28 protein-coding genes and 1 other RNA gene are annotated in these 25,740 nt (G+C 71.4%); 11 read left to right on the forward strand and 18 right to left on the reverse strand.

All coding sequences use genetic code 11. The annotated features are described in order from the left end of the window. Positions 1-32: 32 nt before the first annotated feature. Genes BLW41_RS00230 through BLW41_RS00245 form a run of 4 tightly spaced genes read left to right on the forward strand, consistent with a single transcriptional unit; the run spans position 33 to position 3,460 of the window. On the forward strand, positions 33-587 hold the full coding sequence (locus BLW41_RS00230) for a hypothetical protein (protein WP_143038480.1): 555 nt from the start codon (positions 33-35) through the stop codon (positions 585-587). Then, the gene (locus tag BLW41_RS00235) at positions 584-1,144 is read left to right on the forward strand and encodes a signal peptidase I (protein ID WP_093115146.1); all 561 of its coding nucleotides are present in this window, start codon (positions 584-586) and stop codon (positions 1,142-1,144) included. Before BLW41_RS00230 ends, BLW41_RS00235 begins: the two co-directional genes overlap by 4 nt. 1 nt (position 1,145) lies before the next feature. After that, positions 1,146-2,129, forward strand: coding sequence for a Spy0128 family protein (locus tag BLW41_RS00240; protein WP_093115148.1), 984 nt, complete (start codon positions 1,146-1,148; stop codon positions 2,127-2,129). Further along, a complete protein-coding gene (locus BLW41_RS00245; RefSeq protein WP_143038481.1) occupies positions 2,117-3,460 on the forward strand; it encodes a hypothetical protein in 1,344 nt (447 codons plus the stop codon). Before BLW41_RS00240 ends, BLW41_RS00245 begins: the two co-directional genes overlap by 13 nt. A 66-nt stretch (positions 3,461-3,526) precedes the next feature. Here BLW41_RS00245 and BLW41_RS00250 read toward each other — a convergent pair whose 3' ends face one another. Then, positions 3,527-4,315 (reverse strand): SDR family NAD(P)-dependent oxidoreductase, encoded by a 789-nt coding sequence (locus BLW41_RS00250; protein WP_093115152.1) that lies wholly within the window; start codon positions 4,313-4,315, stop codon positions 3,527-3,529. A gap of 17 nt (positions 4,316-4,332) precedes the next feature. Here BLW41_RS00250 and BLW41_RS00255 point away from each other — a divergent pair, with 17 nt between their 5' ends. Beyond that, positions 4,333-4,794 carry a YjbQ family protein gene (locus BLW41_RS00255; RefSeq protein ID WP_093115154.1) on the forward strand — a complete coding sequence of 154 codons (462 nt, stop codon included), beginning with the start codon at positions 4,333-4,335 and terminating at the stop codon, positions 4,792-4,794. A gap of 51 nt (positions 4,795-4,845) precedes the next feature. Next, complete coding sequence (locus BLW41_RS00260) at positions 4,846-5,079, forward strand: hypothetical protein (RefSeq protein ID WP_177169369.1); 234 nt, start codon at positions 4,846-4,848, stop codon at positions 5,077-5,079. Positions 5,080-5,100: 21 nt separating this feature from the next. Here BLW41_RS00260 and BLW41_RS00265 read toward each other — a convergent pair whose 3' ends face one another. Beyond that, positions 5,101-6,513, reverse strand: a complete 1,413-nt coding sequence (locus BLW41_RS00265) for a flavin monoamine oxidase family protein (RefSeq protein ID WP_093115158.1) — start codon at positions 6,511-6,513, stop codon at positions 5,101-5,103. A gap of 58 nt (positions 6,514-6,571) precedes the next feature. Between BLW41_RS00265 and BLW41_RS00270 the strand changes: the two genes are divergently transcribed. The 3 genes from BLW41_RS00270 to ligD are packed head-to-tail and all read left to right on the forward strand — an operon-like array spanning position 6,572 to position 9,428. After that, on the forward strand, positions 6,572-7,291 hold the full coding sequence (locus tag BLW41_RS00270; protein ID WP_093115160.1) for a hypothetical protein: 720 nt from the start codon (positions 6,572-6,574) through the stop codon (positions 7,289-7,291). Between the two features lie 53 nt (positions 7,292-7,344). Beyond that, positions 7,345-8,394 carry a cation diffusion facilitator family transporter gene (locus tag BLW41_RS00275; RefSeq protein ID WP_218138148.1) on the forward strand — a complete coding sequence of 350 codons (1,050 nt, stop codon included), beginning with the start codon at positions 7,345-7,347 and terminating at the stop codon, positions 8,392-8,394. Next, on the forward strand, positions 8,391-9,428 hold the full coding sequence (ligD, locus tag BLW41_RS00280; RefSeq protein WP_093115162.1) for a non-homologous end-joining DNA ligase: 1,038 nt from the start codon (positions 8,391-8,393) through the stop codon (positions 9,426-9,428). Before BLW41_RS00275 ends, ligD begins: the two co-directional genes overlap by 4 nt. Here ligD and BLW41_RS00285 read toward each other — a convergent pair. The 7 genes from BLW41_RS00285 to BLW41_RS00315 all read right to left on the reverse strand — a co-directional run bounded on the left by BLW41_RS00285 (position 9,349) and on the right by BLW41_RS00315 (position 14,255). Beyond that, entirely contained in the window at positions 9,349-9,861 is a 513-nt protein-coding gene (locus tag BLW41_RS00285; protein ID WP_093115164.1) for a hypothetical protein, read from the reverse strand. The two genes, ligD and BLW41_RS00285, sit on opposite strands and share 80 nt — an antisense overlap. Positions 9,862-9,980: 119 nt before the next feature. Further along, entirely contained in the window at positions 9,981-10,502 is a 522-nt protein-coding gene (locus tag BLW41_RS00290; RefSeq protein WP_093115166.1) for a phosphoribosyltransferase family protein, read from the reverse strand. Positions 10,503-10,525: 23 nt separating this feature from the next. Continuing rightward, positions 10,526-11,968, reverse strand: a complete 1,443-nt coding sequence (locus tag BLW41_RS00295; protein WP_218138149.1) for an RtcB family protein — start codon at positions 11,966-11,968, stop codon at positions 10,526-10,528. A gap of 3 nt (positions 11,969-11,971) precedes the next feature. Then, positions 11,972-12,427 carry an archease gene (locus BLW41_RS00300; protein ID WP_177169204.1) on the reverse strand — a complete coding sequence of 152 codons (456 nt, stop codon included), beginning with the start codon at positions 12,425-12,427 and terminating at the stop codon, positions 11,972-11,974. Further along, the gene (locus BLW41_RS00305; protein WP_093115170.1) at positions 12,424-13,110 is read right to left on the reverse strand and encodes a phosphoribosyltransferase; all 687 of its coding nucleotides are present in this window, start codon (positions 13,108-13,110) and stop codon (positions 12,424-12,426) included. The genes BLW41_RS00300 and BLW41_RS00305 overlap by 4 nt, the downstream gene beginning before the upstream one ends. Positions 13,111-13,145: 35 nt before the next feature. Further along, the gene (locus BLW41_RS00310; protein WP_093115172.1) at positions 13,146-13,430 is read right to left on the reverse strand and encodes an iron-sulfur cluster assembly accessory protein; all 285 of its coding nucleotides are present in this window, start codon (positions 13,428-13,430) and stop codon (positions 13,146-13,148) included. Between the two features lie 42 nt (positions 13,431-13,472). Further along, positions 13,473-14,255, reverse strand: a complete 783-nt coding sequence (locus BLW41_RS00315; RefSeq protein ID WP_093115174.1) for a DUF72 domain-containing protein — start codon at positions 14,253-14,255, stop codon at positions 13,473-13,475. Between the two features lie 156 nt (positions 14,256-14,411). Here BLW41_RS00315 and BLW41_RS00320 point away from each other — a divergent pair, with 156 nt between their 5' ends. Then, positions 14,412-15,548: a sigma-70 family RNA polymerase sigma factor gene (locus BLW41_RS00320; RefSeq protein ID WP_093115176.1), complete on the forward strand. Its 1,137-nt coding sequence runs from the start codon at positions 14,412-14,414 to the stop codon at positions 15,546-15,548. Then, positions 15,545-16,450: a thioesterase family protein gene (locus BLW41_RS00325; RefSeq protein ID WP_218138150.1), complete on the forward strand. Its 906-nt coding sequence runs from the start codon at positions 15,545-15,547 to the stop codon at positions 16,448-16,450. Before BLW41_RS00320 ends, BLW41_RS00325 begins: the two co-directional genes overlap by 4 nt. A gap of 59 nt (positions 16,451-16,509) precedes the next feature. On the opposite strand, the gene BLW41_RS00330 is transcribed toward BLW41_RS00325, so the two are convergent. The 9 genes from BLW41_RS00330 to BLW41_RS00370 form a co-directional block, all read right to left on the reverse strand. Continuing rightward, the gene (locus BLW41_RS00330; RefSeq protein ID WP_093115178.1) at positions 16,510-17,415 is read right to left on the reverse strand and encodes an alpha/beta fold hydrolase; all 906 of its coding nucleotides are present in this window, start codon (positions 17,413-17,415) and stop codon (positions 16,510-16,512) included. Between the two features lie 89 nt (positions 17,416-17,504). Beyond that, positions 17,505-18,455 carry a quinone oxidoreductase family protein gene (locus BLW41_RS00335; protein ID WP_177169206.1) on the reverse strand — a complete coding sequence of 317 codons (951 nt, stop codon included), beginning with the start codon at positions 18,453-18,455 and terminating at the stop codon, positions 17,505-17,507. A 99-nt stretch (positions 18,456-18,554) separates the two neighbouring features. Then, a complete protein-coding gene (locus BLW41_RS00340; RefSeq protein WP_245689030.1) occupies positions 18,555-19,337 on the reverse strand; it encodes an ABC transporter permease in 783 nt (260 codons plus the stop codon). A 12-nt stretch (positions 19,338-19,349) separates the two neighbouring features. Further along, a complete protein-coding gene (locus BLW41_RS00345) occupies positions 19,350-20,138 on the reverse strand; it encodes an ABC transporter ATP-binding protein (protein ID WP_218138151.1) in 789 nt (262 codons plus the stop codon). Next, positions 20,137-20,501: a transfer-messenger RNA gene (gene ssrA / locus BLW41_RS00350) on the reverse strand. The genes BLW41_RS00345 and ssrA overlap by 2 nt, the downstream gene beginning before the upstream one ends. Before the next feature lie 100 nt (positions 20,502-20,601). Then, the gene (locus tag BLW41_RS00355) at positions 20,602-22,008 is read right to left on the reverse strand and encodes an HD-GYP domain-containing protein (RefSeq protein ID WP_093115184.1); all 1,407 of its coding nucleotides are present in this window, start codon (positions 22,006-22,008) and stop codon (positions 20,602-20,604) included. Positions 22,009-22,183: 175 nt separating this feature from the next. Beyond that, positions 22,184-22,666: an SsrA-binding protein SmpB gene (smpB, locus tag BLW41_RS00360; protein WP_093115186.1), complete on the reverse strand. Its 483-nt coding sequence runs from the start codon at positions 22,664-22,666 to the stop codon at positions 22,184-22,186. A gap of 18 nt (positions 22,667-22,684) precedes the next feature. Beyond that, on the reverse strand, positions 22,685-24,448 hold the full coding sequence (locus BLW41_RS00365; RefSeq protein ID WP_218138152.1) for an RNB domain-containing ribonuclease: 1,764 nt from the start codon (positions 24,446-24,448) through the stop codon (positions 22,685-22,687). A 68-nt stretch (positions 24,449-24,516) separates the two neighbouring features. Then, positions 24,517-25,689 (reverse strand): S41 family peptidase, encoded by a 1,173-nt coding sequence (locus tag BLW41_RS00370; protein ID WP_093115190.1) that lies wholly within the window; start codon positions 25,687-25,689, stop codon positions 24,517-24,519. Positions 25,690-25,740 lie beyond the last annotated feature (51 nt).

Consider the following 25,740-nt stretch of genomic DNA (forward strand, 5'->3'; position numbering starts at 1 on the left):
CGGCTAGCGGTCGGTGCGAGGAGCGTTCGGCGATGACTGCCACGGCTGTGGGTCTCAAAGGGGCGCGCATCATCGCGGCTGCGGCAGGACTGGTGGCAGCCCTGCAACTAGCCGCTCTCGGCCGCGTGCCGCGCGGCGCGCCGCCCGCTCCCTACGCCCAGCTGACGGTGTCGGTGCCGGGCGAGCTGGACCCGCCGGGCACGCGCACGCCGCTCGCCGGTCCCCTAACAGCGGGACGCCCGCGCTCGGCCGTGCTCGAGCTCGCCAACGTCGCCGGCCGGGCGCGGCTCGTGGTGTTTCGCGTGAGCGTCTCGGACCGCGCACTCGCCCGCCACGTGCGTCTCGAGCTGCGAAGCGGGACGCGCAGCTTGCGGGCGCTCGCGCTCGCTCCTTCGCAGGGAGGCGCTCGCAAGTTCGTCGACGAGCGTCCTTTGCGCCCGCGTGAGCGTCGCCGCTATCGCTTCTCCTTGTCGGCGGACGCCGCCGCTCGCAGGTTCGCGGCGCGCGCGCTCGACGTCCGAATCGACGTCGCGACTACCGCGCCGCCGCGTGCGCGGCGCACACACCTCGGGAGGAAAGGGCGGTGAGCCGCACTGTCGCGAGCGCCGCGGTGCCGGTCGATCGATCGCGCAGGTCGCTCGGGCGCGCGCCGCTCACGCTCGGTGGCTGGTTCATTGGCGGCTTTTTGGCGGGTCTGCTCGCGCTTCTCGCCCTGCCCCTGCCCTTCGGCTGGCGGCCGCTGACGGAGATGAGCGACAGCATGCGCCCCTTGCTGCGCGCCGGCGACATCGTGGTGGTCGCGCCGCTCGCGCCGACCCGCGCCCGGGTGGGTGACGTGGTCGCCTTCAGCGATCCTCTCGGCAGTGGACGCACGATCACCCATCGGGTGTTGTCGGTGCGAATCAGCGGCGACCGCGTCCGCTTCGTAACCCGAGGCGACGCCAACAGTTCGGTAGAGCGCTGGTCGGTGGCGACCGACGGGCGCCTTGGCCGCGTGGTCTTTCGTTTGCCGCGCCTGGGGGCGTTGTTGGCACCACTGGGTACGCGAAGCGGCCGGCTGTTGCTAGTCGCGCTGCCGCTTGCGCTGCTCTGTTTGCTCGAGCTTTGGCGGATTTGGCGCCCGGTGGCGACGGCGGAGGGGTGAGATGGGCACCGCCCGGCCAGCGACGATCCGCCGCGCGCTCGCGCTAGTCGCCGCCTCGGTGGCGGGCGCGGCAGCCGTCGTCGGCAACGCCGCCTTCGGCAACTTCTCCGCGCAAACCCAGAACGGCGGCAACCAGATCGCGACCAAGCCCGACTTCCGCGCGCCACAAGTAGTGCGGGCGGCGGTCGCGAAAACCGTCGGCTTCGATCCCGACTTCGTTCGCCAGGGCGGCAGCTACTACGTCTACGCACAGGTCAGTGATCTCGGCAATCCGCCGAGTGGCACCGCCTCGGTTACCGCCAACGTCTCCTCGCTCACGAGCGGCCACAGCGCCGTCCCGCTGGTTGCCGGCAGCTACGCGGTCGGCGGCCAGACCTACAACTACCGGTCGAACGCACTGGCGGCCGCGAACCCTTTGGCCGCGGGCACCTACGCGTTCACCATCGCCACCGCCGACAACGCCGGCAACGCCGCGACCTCGACGCCTTACAGCGTCACCGTCGACAACACGCAGCCCCAGGCGAGCGACGTGCAAACGCAGAACTTGGGCGCTACCCCTTGCCGAGCGGAGAGCGGCGACACCGTCACCTTCACCTACAGCGAGCCGATCGACCCGCAGTCGATCCTCGCCGGCTGGGACGGCTCGCCGACCACCGTCACGGTGCGCATCGCCAACGCCGGAACCGGCGACCAGCTCACCGTCCGTAACCAGGCGAACACCACACAGCTTCCGATCGCCAACACCCTGAACCTCGGTCGCACCGACTACGTGACGGCGACCCGCGACTTTACGAACTCGACGATGCAGCGCTCCGGCAACGCGATCGTCGTCAAGCTCGGCACCCCGAGCGGGGCCGTCAGCACCGCCGCCGGCAGCGGAACGATGACCTGGACGGTGCCGACGACCGGCGCCTACGACCGTGCCGGCAACAACATCATGACCGGCATCCGCAGCGAGCAAGGAGGCGCCGATTGCGAGTTCTGACGGCGCCTACTGTGACGCGTCTGATCGTGCTCGCCGCGCTGGCGCTGGCAGCAGCCGCGGCGACCGTGCGTTGGCCGAACCCGACGCCGGAGCCGACGCCCCTCGTTCTGCGCGCGACCGCCGACGGTGGCGCGTTGCGCATCACCTCGACGCCTGACGGGCGCGCCCTGCTGAGCGCCACGAATTTGGCGCCGGGCAAAAGCGCCGAGGGCACGGTCGCGCTGCGCAACGACGGTTCGCTCGGCGGGTCACTTGCGGTATCGGCGACGAACCTGCGCTACGGCGCGGGTCCCGGGGGTGGTTCGCTCGCCGCGGGACTGCAGCTGGAGATCGAGGAGCGCACCGATCCGACGCGACCGACCGTGCTTTTCCGCGGGCCGCCCGAAGCGCTCGGCGGTTTCCAGCTCGGCGCCCTCCCGGCCGGCACCGGTCGCGTGTTCCTGGTAAGGGCGCACATCGATCCCGCGCTGGGCAACACCGCGCAGGGCTCGTCGCTCGCTTTCGACCTCGTTTGGAGCGCGACCGCCGACTCCTCGTGTGTGCCGCCGCCGAGCCTCGCCGACCTTCGTCCACCGACCCTCCGTCTGCGGGTCGCGAGTCGCAGTGCGCTGCTTCGGCGGCGTCCGCTCACCGTTTACCTGCGCAGCGACGAGCGCGTGAGCGTCACGCTCTCCGCACTGCTCAGCGACGGTCGCCGCAGCGTCCGCGTGCGCTCGCTCCTGTCGCGTCCGGCGCGGCTCGAGGCCGGTAAAACGGCGCGGCTGCGTGTGCGCCTGCCGAGGCCCGCTGCGCGTTTCGTGAGCGCGCGCGTCGCACGGCGTCTGCCGTTCGTCGTGAGTATCACGGCGAGCGCCCGCGACGCGGCCGGCAATGTCCGGCGTGCGACCGCCGCGATCGCCGTCGGTCGTCTCCCCGCCCGTGCGCGCCGCGCCCAGAGCGACGAGCTGGCGCGCTGCGCCCGGGCACCGGCGGACGGGCGGGCGCCGCGGGTAAGCGCGCGCCTTTTGGATGCCCGCGCGCTAGCGCGCGGTCGCCAGCCGACGCTCGTCGTCAGCTCCGACGAGGACGCGACCGCCACGCTCGCCGGCTCGATCAATTACGGACGCAAGACGGCGCGCATAAAGGGCCTGCGTCCCTCGCGGATCGTGCTGCGTGGCGGGCGCACCGCGCGGCTGCGCCTGGGTCTACCGAGAAAGGTGCTTGCGCGCGCCCGGGCCGAGCTCCGCCGGCGCCGCGCAATCGCGCTGCGCATCACAGTGACGGCGCGCGACCGCGCTGGCAACACCCGCGCGGTGACGGCCGCCTTGCGCCTGCGACCTCGCCGCAGCTAGCTGCCTGCGCACCGGCGACGACCGCACCGTCGACCGGGAACCTCGCGCGCGCTCGGCGGCGCGGCCTCAGAACGCCGGCACGGCCCCGCCGTCGACCGGGAAAACGGCACCCGTGGCGTTGCCGAAACGCGGTGACAAAAGCAGCGCCACGAGCAGTGCGACCTCGTGGGGCGTGGTCATGCGGCCGGTCGGGATGCGGGAGCTCGTGGCCGCCAGCACCTCCGTCGACGTGGTGCCGAGGCGCGCTGCCAACTCCTCGGCCAGCCCACCGCGCGCCTCCCACAAATCCCCGGCGACTGGCCCCGGTGCCACGACGTTGACGAGCACGCCGCGGGCCGCGAAACGGTCGGCGAAAGCGCGCGAGAGCGAGTGTTGAGCGGCTTTCGTTACCGAGTAGCTCATGTCGAGCGTGCTCGACGGTCGTCGGCCGGCCGATGAGCCGAGGTTCACCACGCGGCCGCCGCCCCCATTGGCCATCGCCGGACACAGTTCCCGCATCAGCCGCATCGGGGCTAACACGTGCAGCCGCCACTGCTCGTCCCAAGCCTCGTCCGGCAACTCTTCGAGCGGCCGTGCGCGGGTCGTGCCGGCGCCGTTCACGAGACCCCACGGGCGCAGCCGGCCTCGTTCCAAGAAAGACCGTAGCTGTCGGGGCGCATCGGGATCGGTGACGTCGAGGGGTAGCGCGAGGGCAGAGCCGCCAACCTCGTCGGCCGCTCGCCGTAACCGCTGCCGGTCGCGCGCGATCATCACCACCCGCGCACCTTCGGCCGCCAAAAGACGCGCGCAGGCGAAACCGATTCCCCGACTCGCGCCGGTCACCACGCAAACCTTTCCGCGCAATTCGAGATCCATGGAGGTGATCCTCAGCGATGAAGGCGCACACCGTCTACCGCACCTTCCACACCCGCGAACGTCGTGAGCTCGTGCGCATCACCGAGGACGTCCAGCGGGCCGTCGACGAGGCGGGTATCGAGGAAGGGATCGCCGTGGTCTGCGCGATGCACATTACGGCCGCGGTCTGGATCAACGACGACGAGCCGGGGCTGCACGAGGACGTGCTGGAGTGGCTCGACAAGCTGGCACCGCCGAGCTGGCGACCGCCCGCCAACGAAGTGGCGCGCCAGCTCCTACCGGACCCGGGCGACTACCGCCACCATGCCGGCGGCGAGGACAACGGCGACGCCCACCTGAAGAACCTGCTCGTCCACCATCAGGTGATCGTGCCGGTCACGTCGGGCCGTCTCGATCTCGGTCCCTGGCAGCAGATCTTCTACTGCGAGTTCGACGGTCAGCGCCCGAAGCGAATGGTCATCAAGGTCTTGGGGACCTAGGCGGCTCGCGGGGCGCGAAGCCTTTCGAGGCCAGCGAGGAGGTGCAACGTGATGGCGACCTGCGAGGTTTGCGGGAACGAGTACGAACGGCCGATGGAGGTCACGATCGCCGGCGAGCGGCACGTGTTCGACTGTTTCGAGTGCGCCATCCACGCGCTCGCACCCCGCTGCGAACACTGCGGCTGCCGAGTGATCGGACACGGCGTGGAGGCCGGCGAGGCGATCTTCTGTTGCGCGTCCTGCGCCGAGCGGGCAGGGGTCGTCGGCCTGCGCGACCACGTTTAGACGGAGGCGCGGGAGGCGGCGCTACGAGCGGTCCCCGCCGAGCTCGGCGGCGACCGCGTGCGCTGCCTCCTCGCCCGACCTGATGGCGCCGTCCATGTAGCCGTTCCAGCGCGTCGCGTACTCCGCGCCGGCCCAGTGCAGGGGACCGATGGGGGCCCGCAAGGCTGGCCCGAAGTCGGTCCAGGTGCCGGGAGTGAAGTGGCAGCCGTAGCAGCCCCGCGACCACGGGTCGTCGGCCCAGCTGTGCTCGAGATAGGCAAGCGGGTCGCGCGCCCGCGGTCCGAACAGGCGCGCGAAACAAGCGATGACCGCTTCGCGACGCTCGCTCTGCGGTCGCCCGACGAGCGCTCGCGCTGCCCGGCCCTCGAGGAAACCGAGCAGAACGCCCGGCGCGCCGTCGGGCGGGGAGTTGTCGAAGGTCACGCCCACCGGACCGCTGGTGCTCGTCGCTTCGCCCGACAAGCCCTCCTCACGCCAGAACGGCTCGTCGTACACCGCCATGCACTTGATGACCGTGCCGAGCGGCGTGCGCTGCGTGAGTTGGTCGCGCAAAGCCGGTAGCGGCGGGTCGTATTCGATGCGTGCGGCGAGCGGCGGTGGCACGGCCACGACGCAGCGGCTCGCGTGCGCGGTAACGCGTTCGGCGTGCACCGTGACCCCTGCCTCGCGCCACTCGATCCGCCGCACCGGGCTCGCCAGCAGCGGCTGTGTGGCGAGCGCCGCGGCCAGCGCGTACGGCAAACGCTGCGAGCCGCCGACGAATCGTCGTTCCTGCGCGCCCCCTTCGGTGTCGAGCAGGCGGTTCATCCCGCCCGCCGAGCGCACGTAGAACAGGAGGTGCAGGAGCGAGAGGTCCTCTGGCTCGCACGCCCACACCGCCTCGACGGCCAGCGCCAGCAAGCGCCGCGCGGTCGGCGTGGCGACGTTGCGGCGAACCCAGCTCGCCGCCGTCTGACCGTCGAGGCGGCGCGCGTCGGGCGCCGTCCACGGGGCTTCCGGCGGCACGCGCTGCGCCAGTCGGTCGATCCGCCAGAGCGCTTGCTGGACGTCGGCGAGGACGAGCGGGCTCAGCTTGGGGATCGTGCCCCGGTAGCGCCGGACCGACCCGTCGTGTTCGAGCAGGTTCTCGCCCGCCGTGTACGTCGGGAAGGTGTCGATCCCGAGCTCCGAGGCCAGCGCTAGAACCCGATCTTGCGTTGGCCCCACCCACTGCGCACCGAGCTCGACGTACTTGCCGCGATCGATCTCGGCGCCGAGCACGCGGCCACCGACGCGGTCGCGCGCCTCGACCACCAGGACCGACAGCCCGCGCGCTTCGAGGGAGCGCGCGCAGGCGAGGCCCGCAAGCCCGGCGCCCACCACCACGACGTCCACGCGGACCGCTTGCGAAGCGCGGCTTTGGCCTGCCGCTAGAGCCTCCTTCTCGCCCCCCATAGAGCTCTCTCCGCCTCCTCGCTCGTCGAAGCCCTTGGAACGCTAGCCTCGGGCGGCGATGTCCGCAGCCGCGGGAAGCAGGGACGCGCGCGGCGGACGCCTGTCGCTGCGCACGCTGGTGGTCGCGAGCCTCTCGTCGGCGATCGCGGCCGTCGTGAGCGCGCAGATCTGGCGTCCGGGCACGCCGCTCGCCGCCGCCCTCACGCCGGTGATCGTGGCGCTCGTCAGCGAGCTGCTCGAGCGACCGCTCGAGCGCATCGAGCCGCGCTTGCGCCGCCTCCCGCCAGCGACCGCCAGGAGTCCCCGTGGAAACGGCGAGCACCCGTCGGAGCTGCCAGCGATGCGCATCTACCGACCGCGCGTCGAGCGCCGGCGACGAGCGCTGATTCGGGTCGCGCTGGTAACCGGCCTGCTCGGCTTTCTGCTCGGAGGCGCGGCGCTTACGGTGTCGGAGCTCCTGGCTGGTGGCGCGCTCGGCGGTCATGGCCGCACGACGCTCTTCGGCGGCGCGGGCGGCGAGGCGCCGCCCGCTCGCACGAACCGCAACCCAACCGAGCCGGCCGTCACACCGACCTCCCCCGAGCGCCCCGCCGCTGGCTCACCGACGCCGCGCCCGGACGGGCAGACGGGGGGTCCCGCGAGTCGCTCCACCAAGGGCCGCGAAAGCACCCGCGCGCTGCCTGCCCCGAATCCGAGCGGCGGCACGACCACCCGCAGCGACACCTCCGCCACCTCCACGACGCCGAGCCCCGGCGGCCCAGCGGTGCCCGCCCCTTGAGACACGCACGAAAGCCGCTCGCCGGCGACTGCGCGCTCTGCGAGCATTGAGCTGTGCGCGACGTTCAGCGGCACGATTCCGCGCACTCGCCGGGGCACCGTCAGTGGCCCGCGCACGGCCACCACGCGCACCGCCGCGACCACGCCGACCACGGCCAACACATCCATCTCCACGACCTCTCACGCGTCGGCGATCGTCGCCGCCTGGCCCTGGTTCTGGGCTTGCTGCTCGGCTTCATGGTCGCGGAGGTCGTGGCGGCAGTGGTCGCTGGTTCGCTGGCGCTGCTCTCAGATGCTGCGCACATACTCACCGACTTCAGCGCGCTGGCGCTGGCGCTGATCGCGGCGCGCCTCGCCGCGAAACCCCCACAGGGCGGCTACACCTTCGGCCTGCGACGAGCCGAGATCATCTCGGCCCAGCTCAACGGCCTGACGTTGGTGGGGTTAGCCCTGGTGATCCTCTACGAGGCGGTTCGAAGGGTGATCGAGCCGCCCCCGATCGATGGGCCGATCGTGGTCGCAACAGCGTTCGCCGGGGTGCTCGTGAGCCTCGCGTGCGTGCGGCTTTTGACCGGCGTGGGTAGGCGCAGCCTCAACGTCGAGGGTGCCTTCCAGCACGTCCTGACCGACCTCTATGCCTTCGTCGCGACGGCGATCTCGGGGCTGCTCGTCTGGTTCGCGGACTTCACCCGCGCCGACGGCCTAGCGGCAGCGTTGGTAGCGGCCTTGATGTTGCGATCCGGGTGGCGTCTGGTGCGGGAGTCGGCGCACGTGCTGCTCGAGGGTGCGCCCCGCGATGTGGCCCCGGCAGCGGTCGTCGAGACGCTCGCCGCTCACCCCGACGTGATCGATGTACACGACGTCCACGTGTGGGAGGTGACTTCCGGGTTCCCGGCGCTGTCTGCGCACGTGCTGGTGCGGGCCGGGGCCGACTGCCACGCGATCAGACGCGAGCTGGCACGGCGCGTACGCGAGCGCTTCGGGATCGAACATTCGACGCTCCAGGTCGATCACGTAGCGGAGCCCGGGCGGGGCCTCTCGATCGAGCTGGCGCAGGGTCAGAGCGTGCCCCGCACCCCGGAGGGGGGAGCCCCTGACCCGTGAGCGTTGCGCCGCGAGCTCACGACGCCGCGGCCGGCGAGCCGGTGGCGCTCGACGTCGACGGCCGGCAAGTAACCGTCTCACGCCCGCGCAAACTGCTTTTCCCGGCGGCCGGTCTCAGCAAGCTCGACCTGGCGCGTCACTATCAGCGCGTGGGGCCACTGATGCTCCCCCACGTGCGCGAGCGACCGGTAAGCATGGAGCGCTATCCGGACGGCGTTGCTAGCGAGGGCTTCTTCCACAAGGACGTTCCCCCGCACTTTCCGTCTTGGATCGCCCGCGTGCGGGTGCCGCGGCGATCCGATGGAGAGACCGTGTACGCGGTCATCGACTCGGTCGCAACGCTCGTCTATCTGGCGGACCAGGCTTGCGTGACGCCCCACGTTTGGACCTCGCGGCGACCGGACCTGGAGCGCCCCGATCGCCTGATCTTCGACCTCGATCCGCCCCCCGGCGCGCCACCCGCGGTGGCACGTCGGGCGGCGCGCCTGGTGGGCGATGCGCTGCGCTGCGTCGGCCTCGTCCCGTACTTCCTGGCAACCGGGAAGCGGGGATTTCACGTGGTCGCACCGATCCACCCGACCCACAAGTTCGAGGCGGTGCGCGCGTTGGCCCGGGAGCTAGCCGCGCGCCTCGCCCGACGGCACCATGACGAATTGACCGATGCGCAACGCAAGGCGGCCCGGGGCGGTCGCGTCTACGTCGACGTCGCGCGTAACGGCTTCGCCCAGACGGCCGTGCCACCGTACGCCGTGCGCGCCACGCCGAAAGCGAGCGTCGCCGTGCCGATCGGCTGGAACGAGCTCGCGCGTTCGAGCACCCGGCCCGACCGCTTCCACCTGCGCAACGTCTGGCGACGGCTCGGTGTGGTCGGTGACCTGTGGCGAGCGATCGACAGCGACGCCCGCGAGCTCGACGACGTCCGACGCCGGCTGGTGGCGCTGGAACCGTCGGGCGTTAGCGGCGCCCGGCGCGCGAAGCGGCGAGGAGCTCGGTCGGGAAGTCCGGAACCGGACCCGAGCGGGCGACCGCGATGAGGTCGTCGAGTAGCTGCAGCACCCGTCGATGGGCGTCCGGCTGGGAACAAGCCGCGGCCATCGCGGCGCGCTGAGCGATCGCCTCACGGCGCCGACGCCCCCACGCCAGCACCGGCATCCGGAACAGGCCCGAGGCGGGAAGCGAACGGGCGAACTGCCAGCACATGCGAGCGCGCACGCGCTCGGCCTGCTTGCCACGGTTCGTCCCGACCACGCGCGCGGCGTACGGATAGAGGTCCTGACGCGGTTCGTCTGCCAGCAGGTCGTTGTAGGTGCGCAGGAACGCGCCGATCACAGGGCACACGGCACGCGGCTTGTCGGAGAAACGCTCGCCCGCGAGCATCGAGGCGAGCTCCATCACACACGCCCCCTGCTCCGGCCGCTCGTGACGTCCGCGCGCTAGCCGCACCGTCTGGTGGCTGGCGGGCTGCATCGCCTCCTCCTCTCTCCTACCCCTTCCGCCGAACGCGACGACGCCGCCTCGACGGGTGAAACCAAGGGTAGAGACGCCCGCCTGCCGCGACTCGCTGAGCGCGCCGCTGTGACCCGCGGTTAGGTGTCGTGTACGCCGTGTGCACGCGCCTCGACGCGCGGTCCGATGGCGTACAGCTCGAGCGCTCGCTCGAGCAGCTCCGCCGCTTGTTCGGGCGGTGTCGGTAGGTCGTCGACGTAGCTCGGTAGACCCGGCTCCGCCACGTGAATTTCGTCGACGACCCGCCCGGCGGCTTCCTGCAGCTCACGCGGCGCCGCCGGGAAACCGGCGATGACGCGGCGCGCTCCCATTTCGCGCACGCGTTCGACCGCTGCGATCAGCTGCTCGGGATCGGCACCGCCATCGTCAACCAGCAGCACCTCCCGACCCCTCAGGTCCAGCGCAGGTGGCTCGCCGCGCCACGCGCGGGCTTCCCCGGGAACCCCGTCGAGGCGCGCGTCGAGCGCTCGGGCGACCTCGAAAGCGACCGGCAGGGCGTCGCGCCGTAGCGCCAGCACGACCACATCCCCGTCGAGCCCGTCGAGCAGGACTGCGAGGCGGCGCCCCGCCTCGAAGCGGTCGGCGAACTTGCCCTTGCTCATGGTCCTCCCCCCTTCGCGGCCGCTCAGCCCTTGATGACCCCGACCGGCACGAGTCGAACGACGCGTCGGGCAATGCCCGCTCGTTCGACCACCTCTACGACCTTATCCACCTCCTTGTACGCAAACGGCGCCTCTTCGGCGAGTCCACGCGCCGAGGCTGCGCGAACGGCGATGCCCCGGGCCGCTAATTGACGCTCCAGCTCGCGCCCATGGATCTGCTTGCGCGCGCGTGTTCGGCTGAGTCGGCGGCCCGCGCCGTGACAGGTGGTGCCGAAGGTCCGCTCGACCGATCCCGGCGCTCCTACCAGCACCCAACTGGCGGTGCCCATACTGCCGGGGATGAAGACCGGCTGGCCGCAGCTTCGGTAGCGCTCGGGGATCTCCGGCGAGCCCGCCGGGAAGGCGCGCGTCGCGCCCTTACGGTGAACGAGCACGCGACGCTCCGCATACGCCTCGAACTTGGCGACGTTGTGGGCGACGTCGTACACGGTCTGCGTAGCAGCCGCGACCTCGCGACCCAGTACACGGGCGATGGCCTCGCGCACGCGCGCTGCGATCGCATGCCGGTTCGCCCAGGCGAAGTTCGCGGCAGCGGCCATCGCCGCCAGGTAGGCGCGGCCCTCGGGGGACCTGATCGGCGCGCACGACAGCTGCCGGTCGGGCAGGCGAATGCCGTAACGCGCAAGCATGGCGTCCATCTTGCGGACGTAGTCGGTGCAGACCTGGTGGCCCAACCCTCGCGAGCCGGAGTGGATCAAGACCGTCAACTGCCCCTCCCGCAGGCCGAGCGTGGCGGCCGCTTGCTCGCCCACCACTCGCTCGACCCGCTGCAGCTCCACGAAGTGGTTGCCTGACCCGACCGTCCCGAGCTGATCGTGCCCGCGTTCGCGCGCGCGCTGCGAGACCGCCGCAGGGTCGGCACCCTCGATCCGCCCGCGCGACTCGCAGTGCTCGACATCGTCATCGCGACCGATGCCCTTGTCGACCAGCACCCGCGGTCCCTCGCGCAACACCGCCTCGAGCTCGCCCGGGCGCAGGGGGACGCCGCCGCCGCGGCCGGTACCAACCGGTACCCGCGCGAACAGTTCGTCCATCAGCCGCTCCTTCCGCTCGGCGCCGAGCTCGTCGGCGTCGAGCGGCAGCGCGAGCAGACGGACACCGCAGTTGATGTCGTAGCCGACGCCGCCCGGCGAGACGACCCCCTCCTCGACATCCATCGCGGCGACTCCTCCGACCGGGAAGCCGTAGCCCTGGTGGATGTCGGGCATCGCGATCACCGCATCCACAACGCCGGGCAACGTCGCGACGTTCTGCAGTTGCACCAGCGATTCATCACCGCGGATCTCGGCCAGAAGCTCGCCGTCGGCGATGATCCGGGCCGGCACGCGCATGTCGGGGCGCGCCGATGCGGGGATCTCCCACGTGGTCGCGTCGATCCGGTGCAGGCTGACTGTGGCCGTCGCCATCGACTAGACGTCTAGCACCACCCGCGCCCGCCATCTATCGCCCGCTGGCGCAAGCTCGAGACGGTGGTAGGTGGCAGCCTTGACGAGACTCGACGGCTGCCCGATGTGGCCACGAACGGTGGCCTTGAGCGTCCGCTCAGCGACATCGATGTGCTCGATCGCGTCCGGCACGAAGCCGTCGCGATCGGCCAGGTAGACGAGCTCCGAGAGCCAGTCAGCCAAAAGCGCCGCGCGATCGCTCGACTCGATCACGACCTCGCGCAACACCGGCGCTCCCGCGCGTTCTTCGCCGGGCCCCTCGAGCAGCTCGGCGAGCGCCCGCAGCGCCTGCGCGAAAACGGCCTCCAAAGTCGGCGCTTCGATCTCGAGCTCGAGCTCACCGGTGTGCTCGGCGAACCAGTGCCGTGCCGGCGGAGCGCTGCTCGGGTCGTCGCTAAGGAGGCTCGGGTCGTCGCTCACGGGTTCGGGTCGTCGCTCGCGGGGCCTTGAAAGCGTGCGAGCAGTTCTCGCACCTGATGGTCGCTGACTTGCTCGAAGTCGCTGTACCAAGCGCCGACCGCGTAGAACGGCTCCGGTGTCAGCAGCGCCACCACCTCGTCGGCTTCCTGGGCGAGCGCCGCGACCGTATCGGGTGGCGCGACCGGTACGGCCACGATCACGCGCTCGGGCTCGCCGGTGCGCACGGCACGCACCGCGGCACGCATCGTGGAGCCGGTCGCGAGCCCGTCATCAACGAGGATCACGTTGCGGCCGCGTAGTTGCGGGCGCGTGGTGGCCCCATACAGACGTTCGCGGCGTGCGATCTCCGCCAGCTCGCGCCTGGTGATCGCCTCAATCGTCGCGGCATCGAGGCCGGCTGCTTCGATCACCCGCGGGTCGAGGACGCGTAAACCACCGCTTGCCACCGCTCCAAAGGCGAGCTCCTCGTGCCCAGGGACGCCGAGCTTGCGGACGACCAACACGCCGAGCGGGGCACGGAGCGCACGCGCGACTTCGGCGGCGACGACGACCCCGCCGCGCGGCAAGCCAAGCACGAGGTCGTTAGCGCTGCGACCCCGCCGGCGGCGAAGCTCCTCGCCAAGCGCGATTCCGGCCTCAACGCGGTCGCGAAAAGGGGCTTCCGCGAACGAAGCAGCCGACACTCCTCCAGCCTAGCCGCTGCTGCTGGAGGCGCTATTCAGGCGGCCTTGGCGTGCTGCTTCTCAAGGAACGAAAAGCGCACCGTGCCGCGCTGGATGCAGGCGTCCAGAACTTTGTCGCGTAGGCGCGGCTCGACGGCCCGCTCGATGTACACCTCGACCCCACGCTCGCGCACCACGGCATCGTCCGGTGCGGGGGGCGCGAGCGTTAGGTCCCAGCGGTCGCCGCGTGCGCAAACGCGCATCACAGCGCGATCGTGTGCGCTCACGGTGGCCAGCACACCCCGGATTGCCTCGGCTGCGCTGCAGGTGATGGTGAGCATCTTTTGGGGGACCTCCGGTCCGTTCCCGAACCCTCTGTCAGTCTATTGGTCGGCGGGGCGGAAAGGACGTTTAACCGTGTGCTCGGCTAGCAGCGCCCGCAGCCGCCTTGCGTCGCGCACGGCGTGACCTGCTAGGTCATTGTTGAAGTACGCGTAGACGTCGCGACCGGATCTCAGGACCTCTTGGAGCCAGGCCGCGGCGTCCTCGAGCTCGCTTGTCGTGTAGGCACCCCCGCCGCCGCCCCCGTAGTGAAAGCGCAGGTAGGCGAAGGGAGCGGTCAAGCGCCGGGGCGAGCTGGCGTCGGGATGGCGGTGAGCCACGACCAGCGCGGCCTGGTGCCGCTGCAAAAGCTCGTAGACGTCCTCGCAGAACCAGCTCTCGTGGCGGAACTCGAAGGCGTGCCGACCCGGCGGAAGTGAGCGGAGAGTGGCGGCGAGTCGCTCGTCGTCGCGCTCGAAACGCGGCGGCAGTTGCCACAGCCAAGGACCTAGCCGTCCGCTCGCCCGCAGGGGGGTGAGGAGATCGTGAAAGCGCGTAATCGAGTCGTGTTCGGGGGCTAGGCGGCGTAGGTGCGTCACGTAGCGACTCACCTTGACGGCGAACACGAAGCCGGGGGGCGTGCGCTGCGCCCACCGCGCCACCGTTTCCGGCCGCGGTAAGCGGTAGAAGGTGGCGTTTACCTCGACCGTGTCGAACTCCCGCGCGTAGCGCTCCAGCCAGCGTTCGGCGGGTAGACCAGCCTCGTAGAGGACGCCTCGCCAATGACTGTAGTTCCAGCCAGAACAGCCGATCCTGAGATCAGGCGTTGGGCTTCGCCCCCGCATGGCCCGCGCGCAAGCGTAGGGGCAGCGCGCTGACGCTGCCGGGAAGCTTCGCTGCGTGCAGGTGATCGCAACCTGACGCTCGAACGTACGTTTCGTACGCTAAGAGTGCACTTACCGAAAGTGAGCAGGGGTAAACGAGATCAGCTACTATTCGACGTGAATCGAACCATCGAACGAGAGGAGTACGAAATCCGCGACGAGACGTTCACGCTCGACCGCGACCCGGTCGGGTACGAGGATGACTTCGAGCTCGACGCCGATCGGGGCGAGGTCGAGCCGTTTGCGCCTGCGCTGGAAGAGGAGCTTGAGCTGGCGCCGCTCGAGGCGCAGCTGGACCGCCCGGAGGAGGTCGACGAGGAGCTGCTCGGCGAGTCCTTCGAGGAGCGGGCCGCGGGCGACGTAGAGGACGAGGAGGAGGCTGAGGAGTCGGCGCTCGAACGGGTGCTGCGTCAGGCCCAGGCCGAGACTCCCGACACCACCGACACGCTGCAGCTGTTCTTCGCTGAGGCCCGCAAGTACCCGTTGCTGACGGCCGAGGAGGAGGTCGAGCTCGCCAAGCGCATCGAGCGCGGCGACCTGGCCGCCAAGGAGCGCATGATCAACTCGAACCTGCGCTTGGTGATCTCGGTCGCGCGGCGCTACCAAGGGCAGGGTCTGCCGCTGCCCGATCTCATCCAGGAAGGGATGCTCGGGCTGATTCGCGCAGTCGAGAAGTTCGACTGGCGCAAGGGCTTCAAGTTCTCCACCTACGGCACGCTTTGGATCCGTCAGGCGATCGGTCGCGGCCTCGCCAACTCGAGCCGCACCGTGCGCCTGCCCGTCCACATCGGCGCGCAGGCGCGCAAGATCGTCGACGCCGAGCGCAAGCTATCGGCGCGGCTGGGGCGCTCGCCGCGACTTGATGAGATCGCCGATGAGGTCGGCTTGCCGCTGGAGGAGGTCGAGGAGATTCTCCGTGCCGACCGGGCACCGACCAGCCTCGACCAGGGCGTGGGCGAGGACGGCGACACCTCGCTCGGCGATCTGATCGCTCGCGACGAGGAGGGCCCCGACGAGCAGGTCGCGTCGCAGCTCTCGCACGAGCTCTTGCGCCGCAAGGTCGAGGAGCTGCCAGAACCGGAGCGCAAGGTCGTGACGCTGCGCTTCGGCATTGGCCGCGATCAGCCCGGCTCAATCGCCGAGACGGGGCGGCGCCTGGGGCTCTCGGAGCGCAAGGTGCGGGAGCTCGAGCGGCGGGCGCTGCAGCGCCTGGCCGACGACGAAGCGCTCGCCGAGCTGCGCGACGCCGCTTGAGCGCCAGGCCCGCGGAGCGCGCGCCCGGCGTGTCGTCGCCTCACCGAACGGCAAGCGCAGAGCGCGAGCGCGGAGAGCCGCTCGGCGCGGCCTTCTACCTGCCGCTGGGCGACGGACGGTTCCGCGCGACCGAGTGGACGCGTGGCCCGTGGTCGCCGGCCGCCCAGCATGGTGGGCCGCCAGCGGCGTTGCTCGGTCGCTGTCTCAGGGAGCAGGCGGGCGCGGGTTTCCAGCTCGTGCGCCTGACGCTCGAGATTCTGCGGCCGCTGCCGGTCGCGGAGCTGGCAGTGCGGGTGTCGACGCTGCGACCCGGCCGCCGCGTGGCGCTGCTCGAGGGATCGATCGAGGTGGAGGGGCAGCCGGTCGTGTCGGCGCGCGCCTGGTTCGTCCGCGAGGCCACCGTCGCGGTGCCCGCTTACGCGCTCGAGGCGTCGCGCGAGGTGTGGCGAGAACTCGGCGAGGAGGTCGCCTGGGACGGTCGCGCCGAGCCGCCCGGGGCGCAGCCGACGCAGCTGCCCGCGCAATGGTCGCCGAGTTATCTGGAGGCCGTTGAGTGGCGGCTTGTGCACGGCGATTTCGCAGAGCCCGGACGAGCTTCGGTGTGGACGCGGTTGCGGATACCGCTCCTCCCGGACTCGCCAGCTACACCGCTGGAACGCGTGCTCGCCGCCGCTGACTCGGGCAGCGGCGTCTCGTCGGCGTTGCCTTTTGACGAGTGGACGTTCGTGAACACCGACCTCTCTGTCCACCTGGCCCGCAAGCCGCGCGGCGAATGGTTTTTGCTGCACGCCGTGACCCATCTCGGCACGAGCGGAGCGGGACTCGCCGACACGTTGCTGGCCGACGCTGACGGTCCGCTCGGTCGCTGCGAGCAGGCGCTGTTCGTCGAACCGCGGGGCTGAGCGACACGCGAACCGCGGGCGGGGCGCAGCCGGCAGCGTCCCAGCGGTCGTGGGCCGCGTCAGGCCGCTGCGCTGCTGAGGCCCACACGCGGACCGGCGCGGCGCGCGTTGGCGGCGATCTGGTCGGCGAGCTCGGGCCACAGCGGCTCCGGGAGGTCGTGCCCCATCCCGGCGAACTCGAGGTAACGCGCCGCCGGCACGGCGACGGCGACTGCCCGGCCCGCGCGCGGCCGCACCAAGGGGTCGGCGCTGCCGTGGATCACGAGCGTCGGAGCCTCGACCGTCCGCAGCGCACGCACGCGCGCCGGCGCGGTCAGGATCGCTACCAGCTGGCGGGCCGTCCCGGCGCTGCTGAAGCCGCGGTCGTACGCGCGACCGGCGAGTTCACGCAGCCGCTCGGGATCGGGCGGATAGGCGGGCGATCCGATCATCCGGAAGACCTTCACCATGTGCTCGACGAAGCGCTCGCGATCGCGCGGCGGACGTGCCAAGAGGGCGCCGAGGGCGCGCAGTCGCGGGAGGTCGCGGCGTCGGCCGGCGCTCGACATGATCGAACAGAGCGAGGCGACGCGTCGCCGGTGCTCGATCGCCATCAGCTGAGCGATCATCCCGCCCATCGAAGCGCCGACGACGTGCGCCCGCTCGATCTCCAGATGGTCGAGGAGGCCGACGGCGTCACGCGCCATGTCGGAGAGCGAGTAGGCGGCGACGCGCCGGTCACCGACCAGCGCCCGCGCGATGTTGGGGCGCGGCCCGCCCGAGATCTTCGAGGAGCGGCCGGCGTCGCGGTTGTCGAAACGGATGACGCGGAAGCCGCGCTCGCGCAACAGCTCGCAGAAGCCGTCCTGCCAGTGGATCAATTGCATGCCGAGGCCCATCACCAGCAGCAGGGGCTCGCCGTCGGCGGGGCCTAGGTCCTCGAAGCAGAGCTCGATCGGACCGATCTGCGCGAAGCTCTCCGCCACGGCCGGAACGCTACACGAGCCGATGCGCTGTAAATCGGCTGGCTCGCGCTGGCAGGATCACTCACGGCCGCAGGACCTGGGGGGAACACTCACGGCCGGAGGATCAGCTTCGCGCCGGGACCTTGGCGTTGCCGCTCCCAGGCTTCGGCAATGCGGTCGAGCGGCATCTCCTCGTAGGGCGCGTGGAGGTTACCGGCGAGGTGCTCGCCGCACATGCGCAGGAAGGCGCCGCGCTTGACCGGCCAGGGCAGCGCGAAGTTCGTGTAGCCGAGCACGTCGGCAACCCGCCCGCGCAGCTCCCCGGCGGCGATCGACTGCTCGGCGCGAGCGGCGTTCCCGACCTGCACAAGGCGGCCACCGCGTTCTAGACAGGCGAGCGCGGCGCGGGCGGGTGGCCCCCAGACCGGGTCGAGCACCACCTGGAACCCCCGCGGCTCGACCTCGCGCAGCGCCGCGGCGAGCTCTGCCGGATCGCTCGCAGCGGGCGTCAGCACGGTCGCTTCGGCGCCGAGCGCGCGGGCGCGCGCGAGCGCCTCGGGGCGGCGGCTCGCCGCGACGACGCTGCCGGCCCCGAGCAGGCGAGCCGCCTGCACGCCGATCTGCCCGACCAACCCGCCGGCGCCGAGCACCAGCACGCGTTCGTCCGGGCGCAGCTTGGCGCGCTGCTCGAGCGAGCACCAGGCGGCGAGGCCGGCGATGCCGAAGCAGAGCGCTTGCGCCGCCCCGATCCCGGCCGGTAGGGGTACGGTCCGCGCGGGGTCCACGAGCGTCCGCTCGGCGAGTGACCCGAAGCGTTGATCGAGCTGATCGCTCCACGCCAGGCGGCCGTCGGGGAGCTCGACGATCCCCTCTCGCCCGGGCACGTAGGGCAGCTCCGGCGAACCGGCGTAGAAGCGGCCGCTAGCGATGTGGAGATCGACGGGGTTGAGACCGGCGGCGTGCACGGCGAGCGCCTGTCGCTGCTCGTCGCCGCGCGGCTCCGACCAGTCCGGGCGCAGGACGGGAGGCTCGCCGTAGGTATCGATGACCGCGGCTCTCACGCTCGAACAGTTAGCGCATCGTTGCCGGCGCGGGTTCGCTGAGACCTGAGACCTGGCGCGGTTGCGGGACACGCTAGCGGCGGGCTCGGGCGGGGCCGTCTAGGCGAGCTCGCGGATCCGCTCCCCGGGCTCTACCAGCCGCCGACGCACCAGCACCAGCGCGAGCAGCGCGCTGGTGGCGACCGCACCGAGCAACAGGTAGAGCAGGATCAGCTGCAGGCGGATGGCGTCGAGCGGCTCGGCACCGGCGACGAGCATGCCGACCATCGTGCCGGGGAAGAAGATCAGTCCGGTCGTCTTGGTCGAGTCGACGAGCGGGATCATTCCCGCTCTCAGGGCGACACGCAGGGCCGGGCGCAGGGCCAGGGTTGCGGGCGCCCCGAGCGCGAGACGCGCCTCGATGCGGGCTCGCTCGGCGCGTAGCTCAGCGGCGAGGCGGTCGAGCGCAACGGCCGCCGCGGTCATCGCGTTGCCAACGACCATCCCACCGACCGGCACGAGCGCCCGCGCGTCGGCCGGGAAGATGCCGAGCGCAAGCACTGCTCCGAGGGTCAGTGCGGCGCTGGCGGCGAGTGCGGCGGCGAGGTCGGGCAGCGCTCCCGGTAGGTCGCGCGCTCGGCGTCTCGCGGTGAGCGCACCGAAGGCAACCATTACCCCTAACAGCGCGACGACGAAGAGCAGGCTGCGCGAGTCGAAGATGAGGTGGATGACGTAGCCGATCGCCGTCAGCTGCAGGAACGAGCGGACCACCGCGACACCGATCTCGCGTTCCAGCGCTGCGCGCTGCCAGAGCGACACCCCGGCTGCCAGAGCGACCAGCGCCAGTGCGGCCAGCACGCGCTCGAAGCCGATGTGCCCACCAACCACCGCTGTCGGCAGCATCGTGCTCACCGGTCACCCGCCTACCCGGCCGAGGACCTCGGAGCAAGAGCCCGCCGCGACCAGCTTCCCGCGATCGAGTTCGACCACCCACTCGCACAGCCGCGCGACTTGCTGGCGGTCGTGACTGACCAGGACCAGTGCGATCCCGCGCTCGCGGCGCAGCCGCGTGAGCGTCTGCTCGACCTGCCGGCGCGAGTCAGCGTCGAGCGCGGCGGTCGGCTCGTCGAGGAGCAGCACTTCGGGATCGAGCGCGAGCGCCCGCGCGATCATCACGCGCTGTTGCTCGCCGACCGAGAGTCGCTCGGCTTGGCGCGCGAGGTATTCGGGGCCGAGCCCGACGCTTGCAAGGAGCTTGGCAAGTGCGTCTCGGTCGGCGCCAGCGGCGTCTGCCCCCGTTGCGCCGACTTGGCGTCCCCAGCGCAACCAGCGCCCGACGGCGGCGAAGCGCTGGCCGAGTCGCAGGTTGTCGGCGACGGTCGCCGGTTCTAGGGCCGGTAGCTGCGGCACGAGGGCGACGCGGCGGCGCAGTTCGAGCGGGTCGATTTCGCGCAGGTCGCGCCCCTCGTAGAGGACGGCGCCGCGGCTCGGTTCGAGCAGGCGGTTGAGGAGGCGCAGGAGTGTCGACTTGCCGGCACCGGACGGCCCGAACACGGCGACGCTGCCGCCCGGCAACGTCGCGCTCACGTCGTCGAGCACGAGCCGTCCGGCGCGCTCGACGGAGACTTCACGGAGCTCGAAACGGCGGGGGCGGGCCCGGCCGTCGGTGGCCCCGATCTGGCCGTTGCCCGCGTCGTGAAACAAGTGGAGACGCCGGGAGTCGAACCCGGGTCCGCGGGCGCGTGACGGGACAGCGTCTACGAGCGTAGCCGGCGCTTCGTTCTCGTCCCCCGCTCGCCGCGCCGGCGGGCTCGCGGAGAACCAGCCCCCGTTTGGCGTCCCCGCTCCGCCGGAGGCGCCCGGAGCGGGCGAGCCCGTTAGCTGATGCCGATCCCGGCGCCACGGGCCGAGCGCCGGGCCGACACCTCACCGTCTAATTAAGCGGCGAGGGCGAACTCGTGGTTACGGTCCGCACTTGCTTTTTGTCCCGGTTGTTTTACGAGGCCGACCGGGGACCTCGGCTCGCAACTGCCCCCACGGACGCCCACGTCGAAGCCAGCCGTCCCCAGAGGCACGGCCGATGGTAGCGGCGACTCACCGCTGTGGCGACAACGCTGTGCGTGCAGCGCACGATCCCGCGACGCTCGATCTCTCTTGCCGCAGCAGCTCAGAGAGCGGGCCCAGGTAGCGTCTCTCGCTCTAGCACCGCCAGCAGCGCGTCGACCACCCGCGGGTCGAACTGGCTGCCGGCGCAGCGCCGCATCTCGGCCTTCGCTTCGTCGGCCGATAGGGCCTTGCGGTATGGCCGGTCGGAGGTCATCGCGTGGAAGGCGTCACAGACGGCGATGACGCGCGCGCCGAGCGGGATGTCTTCGCCGGCGAGACCGTCGGGGTAGCCGCGGCCGTCCCAGCGCTCGTGCGCGGCTCGCACCAGCACCAGCACCGGTCCGAAGCCGGGGATCCGCTCCAGCATGCGGGCGCCGATCTCGGAGTGCTTTTTCATCTCCTCGAACTCCTCTTCGGTGAGGCGCCCGGGCTTGCGCAGGATCTCCTCGCGAATCCCGATCTTGCCGACGTCGTGCAGCAGCGCCGCGTAACGCAGCCAGCGCATCTCGTCGCCGCGGATACCCAGCTCCTCGCCCACCGCCTCAGCGAGGTCGGCGACGTCGCGCGCGTGCTCGGCGGTGTACGGGTCCTTCGCCTCGAGCGCGTCACAGAGCACGGCGATCGTGCTCGTTAGCGTGCGCTCGAAGCGCTCGAAGAGCTCCGCGTAGTGCAAGGCCGCGCCGACCTGCGACGCGACCGTCTCGGCGAGCAGCAGATCGACCCGCCCGAACGCGTGGGGCTCCGCCGCCTCGAGGTCGAGCACACCCCACACGCGCCCCTCCACACGGATCGGCACGGCCACCGCGGAGCGGGCGCGCAGCGCGCTCGGCACGAAGATGAAGTCGGGGTCGTCGTCGGCGTCGCCCACCAGCGCGGCGCGACCAGTGCGCGCGACCCGCCCGTTGACGCCCTCGCTCAGCGACTGCTCCCAGCGCACCGGCACACCGGCGCGCAAGCGCTCCTCCACGAGCTTGCCGGTCGCCGCGACCAACTGCAGCTTCTGGGCGTCCCGGTCGATGCGCAGGATCGCAGCGATCAACAGATCGAAGTCGTCGTACAGCTCGCTGACCGCGGCCTGCGCGATCTCCGCTTGATCGTTCAGCGGCGCGACCCGTTCGCAAAGCCGCGAGGCGGTTTCGAGCATCGAATCGGCCGTGCGCACGAACGCGCCGACGCCGTTGCCGTGGCCGTTGCCATGGACTTGGCCGTTGCCATGGGCTTGGCCGTTGCCATGGGCTTGGCCGTTGCCATGGCCGGTGGAAAGACCGTGCCCGTTGCCGGCGTCGGCGGACGCACCGGAGGCACCTTGGCCTTTGCCGGCGAAGCCGCCCGCGACACCGGACCCGTTCGGCCCCTGCGCCGACCGCAGCCGCTCGATGTTCCGGCGCGTCAGCGGCCCGGCCTCACCGTTCGAGCGCGCCGTCGCCGAGGCGTCGGGCCGCGCGTTGTGTGGAGTCTCTCGATTCAATTGTCCTCGTCGGGGGGCAACCGGGAACCACCGGCCCGCGGCCCGCGAGGACGCTGTGCGCCGCACGGCCGCCGGCTGGGCTCCATCCCTGCGTTCTCAGTATGCATTATCTCGGCGTGTATCGCGTCGGTTTGAGCGCAAACGGACGACCGTCCGATATCCCTGCAAACGCCCCTCAGCGGCCCCGCCAGCGCAGTGCCCGCTCGATCTCGCGGGCGGCGTCCCGCTCCTTGAGCTCGCGGCGACGGTCGCGCTGCTCCTTCCCACGCGCCAGCGCCAGCTCGACCTTGGCCCACGGGCCCTTGAAGTAGATACGGGTCGGGACGAGCGTCAGGCCCCGTTCGCTGGTGCGTCCGAGCAGCCGTTCGATCTCACGGCGGTGGAGGAGCAGCTTGCGGGGGCGGTCGGGCGGGGGGTTCTCGCGCGAAGCCGGCCCGTACGGCGAGATATGGACACCATGTAGCCAGGCCTCGCCGTCGCGGATTTCGGCCCAGCCGTCAGCGATCTGGACCTTCCCGGCACGCAGCGATTTGACCTCGGGGCCGGTGAGCTGAAGCCCCGCTTCGAAGCGCTCGAGCAGCTCGTAGCGGTGCGTCGCCTTGCGGTTGGTGGCGACATCGCCGGGAGCCGCCTTGCGCTTCTGCTTGCCCTTTGCCATCGTCGACGGCTCCGAATATCAAAGGTCCCAAGCGGGCAGCAAATCGACGTGTCCGCGCGGCGGGTCGACCCGCTCCACGGCGACCTTAAGCGGGTCGCCGAGGCGGATCGCCCGCGCCCCCGCACCGCGACCGATCAGGACCGTGCCGAGCTCGTTCAGGTCGTACCACCCCGGCAGCCGCCGCAGCGGCAAAAAGCCGTCGAATCCCTCCGGCCCAAAGCGCACGAAGGCACCGCGCTCGATCAGCCCCACCACCTCGCCCTCGAAGCAAGGCCCGCCGGCGTTGGCGTGGCCACCCTGCGACCAGCTCTCGGCAACGATGTCCTCGAGTCGGAAGGCCAGGCAGATGTCGTCGGCGTCGCGCTCGATCTCCATCGCCTCCCGCTCACGGGCGGAGCAGTGGATCGCGAGCTCCGGCAGCTCGCTCGCCGGGTGGGCGGCGTCGTCGAGACCGAGCGCTTGCAGCAGCGCGCGGTGCACGACGATGTCGGGGTAGCGGCGGATCGGGGAGGTGAAGTGGCAGTAGCGGCTGCTTGCCAAACCCGAGTGCCCGACGTTGCGGGGCGAGTACACCGCCTGTTTGAGCGCCCGCAGAACGAGCCCCGGAAAGGCCTCGCGGCCGCGCCCCGAGCGGCGCGCGTAGGCCGCCACGCGGCGTGAGATGGCACCCGCTGCACGCTCCGCCTGTTGCGGGCTGAGGCGGTCGGGAAGCGGCGGGGTCGGCACATCGATGCTGGCGAGCTGGTCGGCGAGGCGTTCGATCGCGTCGAGATCGGGGCGCTCGTGGATGCGGTAGATCGTCGGCACGCGATGGTCCTCGAGGTACCCCGCGACCTGCTCGTTGGCTAGGACCATCAACTCCTCGATCAGCCAGTGCGACTCGGTCTGGCGCTCGCGAGTCACTGCGCGCACGCGACCCTCGGCGTCGAACTCGAAACGCGGCTCCGCCGAGTCGATCTCTAGGCCACCGCGTCGGCGCCGTCGATCGCGTAGGGCGCGGGCCACCCGGCGAGCGGCAGCGAGCGGCTCCGCCCACGGTTCCTGCGCACGCTCGCGGCCGGCGAAGACACGGTCCACCTGGTCGTAGGTGAGACGCGCGTCGGAGCGGATCAGGGTGCGCATGAAGCGCGCCTTGCGGACCCTTGCTTCGTCCATCTCCAGCTCCACGGTGACGGCGAGGCGGTCCTCGCCGGGCCGCAGACTGCACTCCCCCGACGAGAGGACGTGCGGCAGCATCGGCTCCACCGTGCCCGGCGCGTAAACGGAGGTGGCGCGCCGCCGCGCCTCCTCGTCGAGCGCGCCGCCCGGACGCACGAAAGCGGTGACGTCGGCCACGTGGACCCACACGCGCACACGACCGTCACCCTCCACGCGCGCCGAGATCGCGTCATCGAAATCCTTCGCCTCGGCAGGATCGATCGTGAAGGTCGGAAGCTCGCGCAGGTCGACGCGGGGCGCGCGGCCGTGGGGAGAGCGGGCGACGGCGCGGGCCTCGCGCTCGGCTGCGCGCGGGTAGCTGCGCGCATGGCCCCGCTCCACCAGCAGCGCCTCGACGACGTCGCGCGCGCTGTCGGGGCGGCCGATTCGGCGCCACGCCACGAAGCCCTTACGGCCGGGGCCGGCGGCGATCACGTCGCCTGGTTCGAAGCGCACCCTTCCGCCCGGCGTCAGCACCGCCGACAACCCCCGGTGAAAGAGCGGCTCGAGGGTGAGGAGCCTTCCCCGTCGCTTGACGACCCCCACCACCGGCCGGCGTTCGGGGCCCCGTGCGCGAGCCGGCACGGTCGCGCCCCGTGCACGCGGCGACGGCGAGGACCGTGCGCTCCGGCGCGAGCGGCGGCCCGGGCGGCTCACCGTGAAGCGCGCGCGGCGGCGACGGCGAGCGCCCGGCGGAGCGCCTCGTCGGCGCGCGTGCGCGGGTCGTCACGGGCAGCAACGTCGGGGCGCAGTCCACCGCGCCCGATGCGGCGACCGTCCGGGAGCTCGTAGAAGGCGACGGTGATGTCGAGCACGCCGCCGTTCGAGAGTTGGAAGAGCTCCTGCACGACGCCCTTGCCGAAGGTCCGGGTTCCGACGAGCTCGGCTCGCCGGCGCGCGCGCAGAGCGCCCGCGACGATCTCCGAGGCGCTCGCGCTGGCGCGGTCGACGAGCACCACCAGCGGCGCCGTCGGCGCTACCGGATCGCCGGTCGCCCGACGCACCTGCGTGGGCTCGCCGCGCCCCTTCACGGCGACCACCTCGCCGCCACGGAGGAAGACGCTCGATACCAGCACTGCCTCCGACAACAGGCCACCACCGTTGCCGCGCAGGTCGAGAACGAAGGCGCGTGCCCCCCGCTTCTGCAGGTTCTTCACCGCCCGCGCGACTTGCCCGTGGGCGCCGTCGCTGAAACCCGCCAGGCGCACCACCCCGACCGGGATCGCGCGCACGCGGTCGAGCTGGGATTCGACCAGCGGCACCTTGATCTCGCGCCTGACCAGCGACAGCGTTCGTCGCCTACCGTCCGCCCGTTCGACGGTCAGCCGCACCCGCGTGCCGGCCGGCCCTTTGATGAGCGCCGTCGCCTGCTCCGCACTGAGCCCGGCGATGCTGCGGCCGTCGACGGCGACGATCAGGTCGCCCGCCCGGATACCTCCGCGCGCAGCCGGCGAACGCGGAAACACGCGCATCACGCGCAACCCTCGGCGCGTACGGAACACGCTCATGCCAACGCCCTGAAAACGTCCCTCCACCGATTCCCGCAGGCGCCGCGCCTCGTCCGGCGAGAAGTAGTGCGAGTAGGGGTCGCGCAGGGTGTTGACGATCCCGTCCAGGGAACCACGCTCGAGCCGCGCGCGCGAGATCGGTCGGTAGTAGTGATCGAGGATCGTGTCGATGATCTCGGCGCGCAGCGCGCGGTCGTCGGCGACGAGCGCCCGGCGGACCGGTGACGGCAGGGTCTCGGGGTGCCCGCCCAGCCAGATGCCGGCTGCGAGTGCGACGAGGAGCGAAGCTAGTGCGGAGAGGAATCTCAAGGCGGTCAAAGCGGGTGACTAAATCGTTGCCGGGAACTCGCGGTGCGTGACAGGGCTGAC

This window comes from Thermoleophilum album, from assembly GCF_900108055.1.
GTDB lineage: Bacteria > Actinomycetota > Thermoleophilia > Solirubrobacterales > Thermoleophilaceae > Thermoleophilum > Thermoleophilum album.

Coding starts and splice junctions, on each gene's coding strand:
- BLW41_RS00230 (WP_143038480.1), top strand. CDS start 33: ATGACTGCCACGGCTGTGGGTCTCAAAGGGGCGCGCATCATCGCGGCT.
- BLW41_RS00240 (WP_093115148.1), top strand. CDS start 1,146: ATGGGCACCGCCCGGCCAGCGACGATCCGCCGCGCGCTCGCGCTAGTC.
- BLW41_RS00250 (WP_093115152.1), bottom strand. CDS start 4,315: ATGGATCTCGAATTGCGCGGAAAGGTTTGCGTGGTGACCGGCGCGAGT.
- BLW41_RS00255 (WP_093115154.1), top strand. CDS start 4,333: ATGAAGGCGCACACCGTCTACCGCACCTTCCACACCCGCGAACGTCGT.
- BLW41_RS00260 (WP_177169369.1), top strand. CDS start 4,846: ATGGCGACCTGCGAGGTTTGCGGGAACGAGTACGAACGGCCGATGGAG.
- BLW41_RS00265 (WP_093115158.1), bottom strand. CDS start 6,513: ATGGGGGGCGAGAAGGAGGCTCTAGCGGCAGGCCAAAGCCGCGCTTCG.
- BLW41_RS00270 (WP_093115160.1), top strand. CDS start 6,572: ATGTCCGCAGCCGCGGGAAGCAGGGACGCGCGCGGCGGACGCCTGTCG.
- BLW41_RS00285 (WP_093115164.1), bottom strand. CDS start 9,861: ATGCAGCCCGCCAGCCACCAGACGGTGCGGCTAGCGCGCGGACGTCAC.
- BLW41_RS00290 (WP_093115166.1), bottom strand. CDS start 10,502: ATGAGCAAGGGCAAGTTCGCCGACCGCTTCGAGGCGGGGCGCCGCCTC.
- BLW41_RS00295 (WP_218138149.1), bottom strand. CDS start 11,968: ATGGCGACGGCCACAGTCAGCCTGCACCGGATCGACGCGACCACGTGG.
- BLW41_RS00310 (WP_093115172.1), bottom strand. CDS start 13,430: ATGCTCACCATCACCTGCAGCGCAGCCGAGGCAATCCGGGGTGTGCTG.
- BLW41_RS00315 (WP_093115174.1), bottom strand. CDS start 14,255: ATGCGGGGGCGAAGCCCAACGCCTGATCTCAGGATCGGCTGTTCTGGC.
- BLW41_RS00340 (WP_245689030.1), bottom strand. CDS start 19,337: ATGCTGCCGACAGCGGTGGTTGGTGGGCACATCGGCTTCGAGCGCGTG.
- smpB (WP_093115186.1), bottom strand. CDS start 22,666: ATGGCAAAGGGCAAGCAGAAGCGCAAGGCGGCTCCCGGCGATGTCGCC.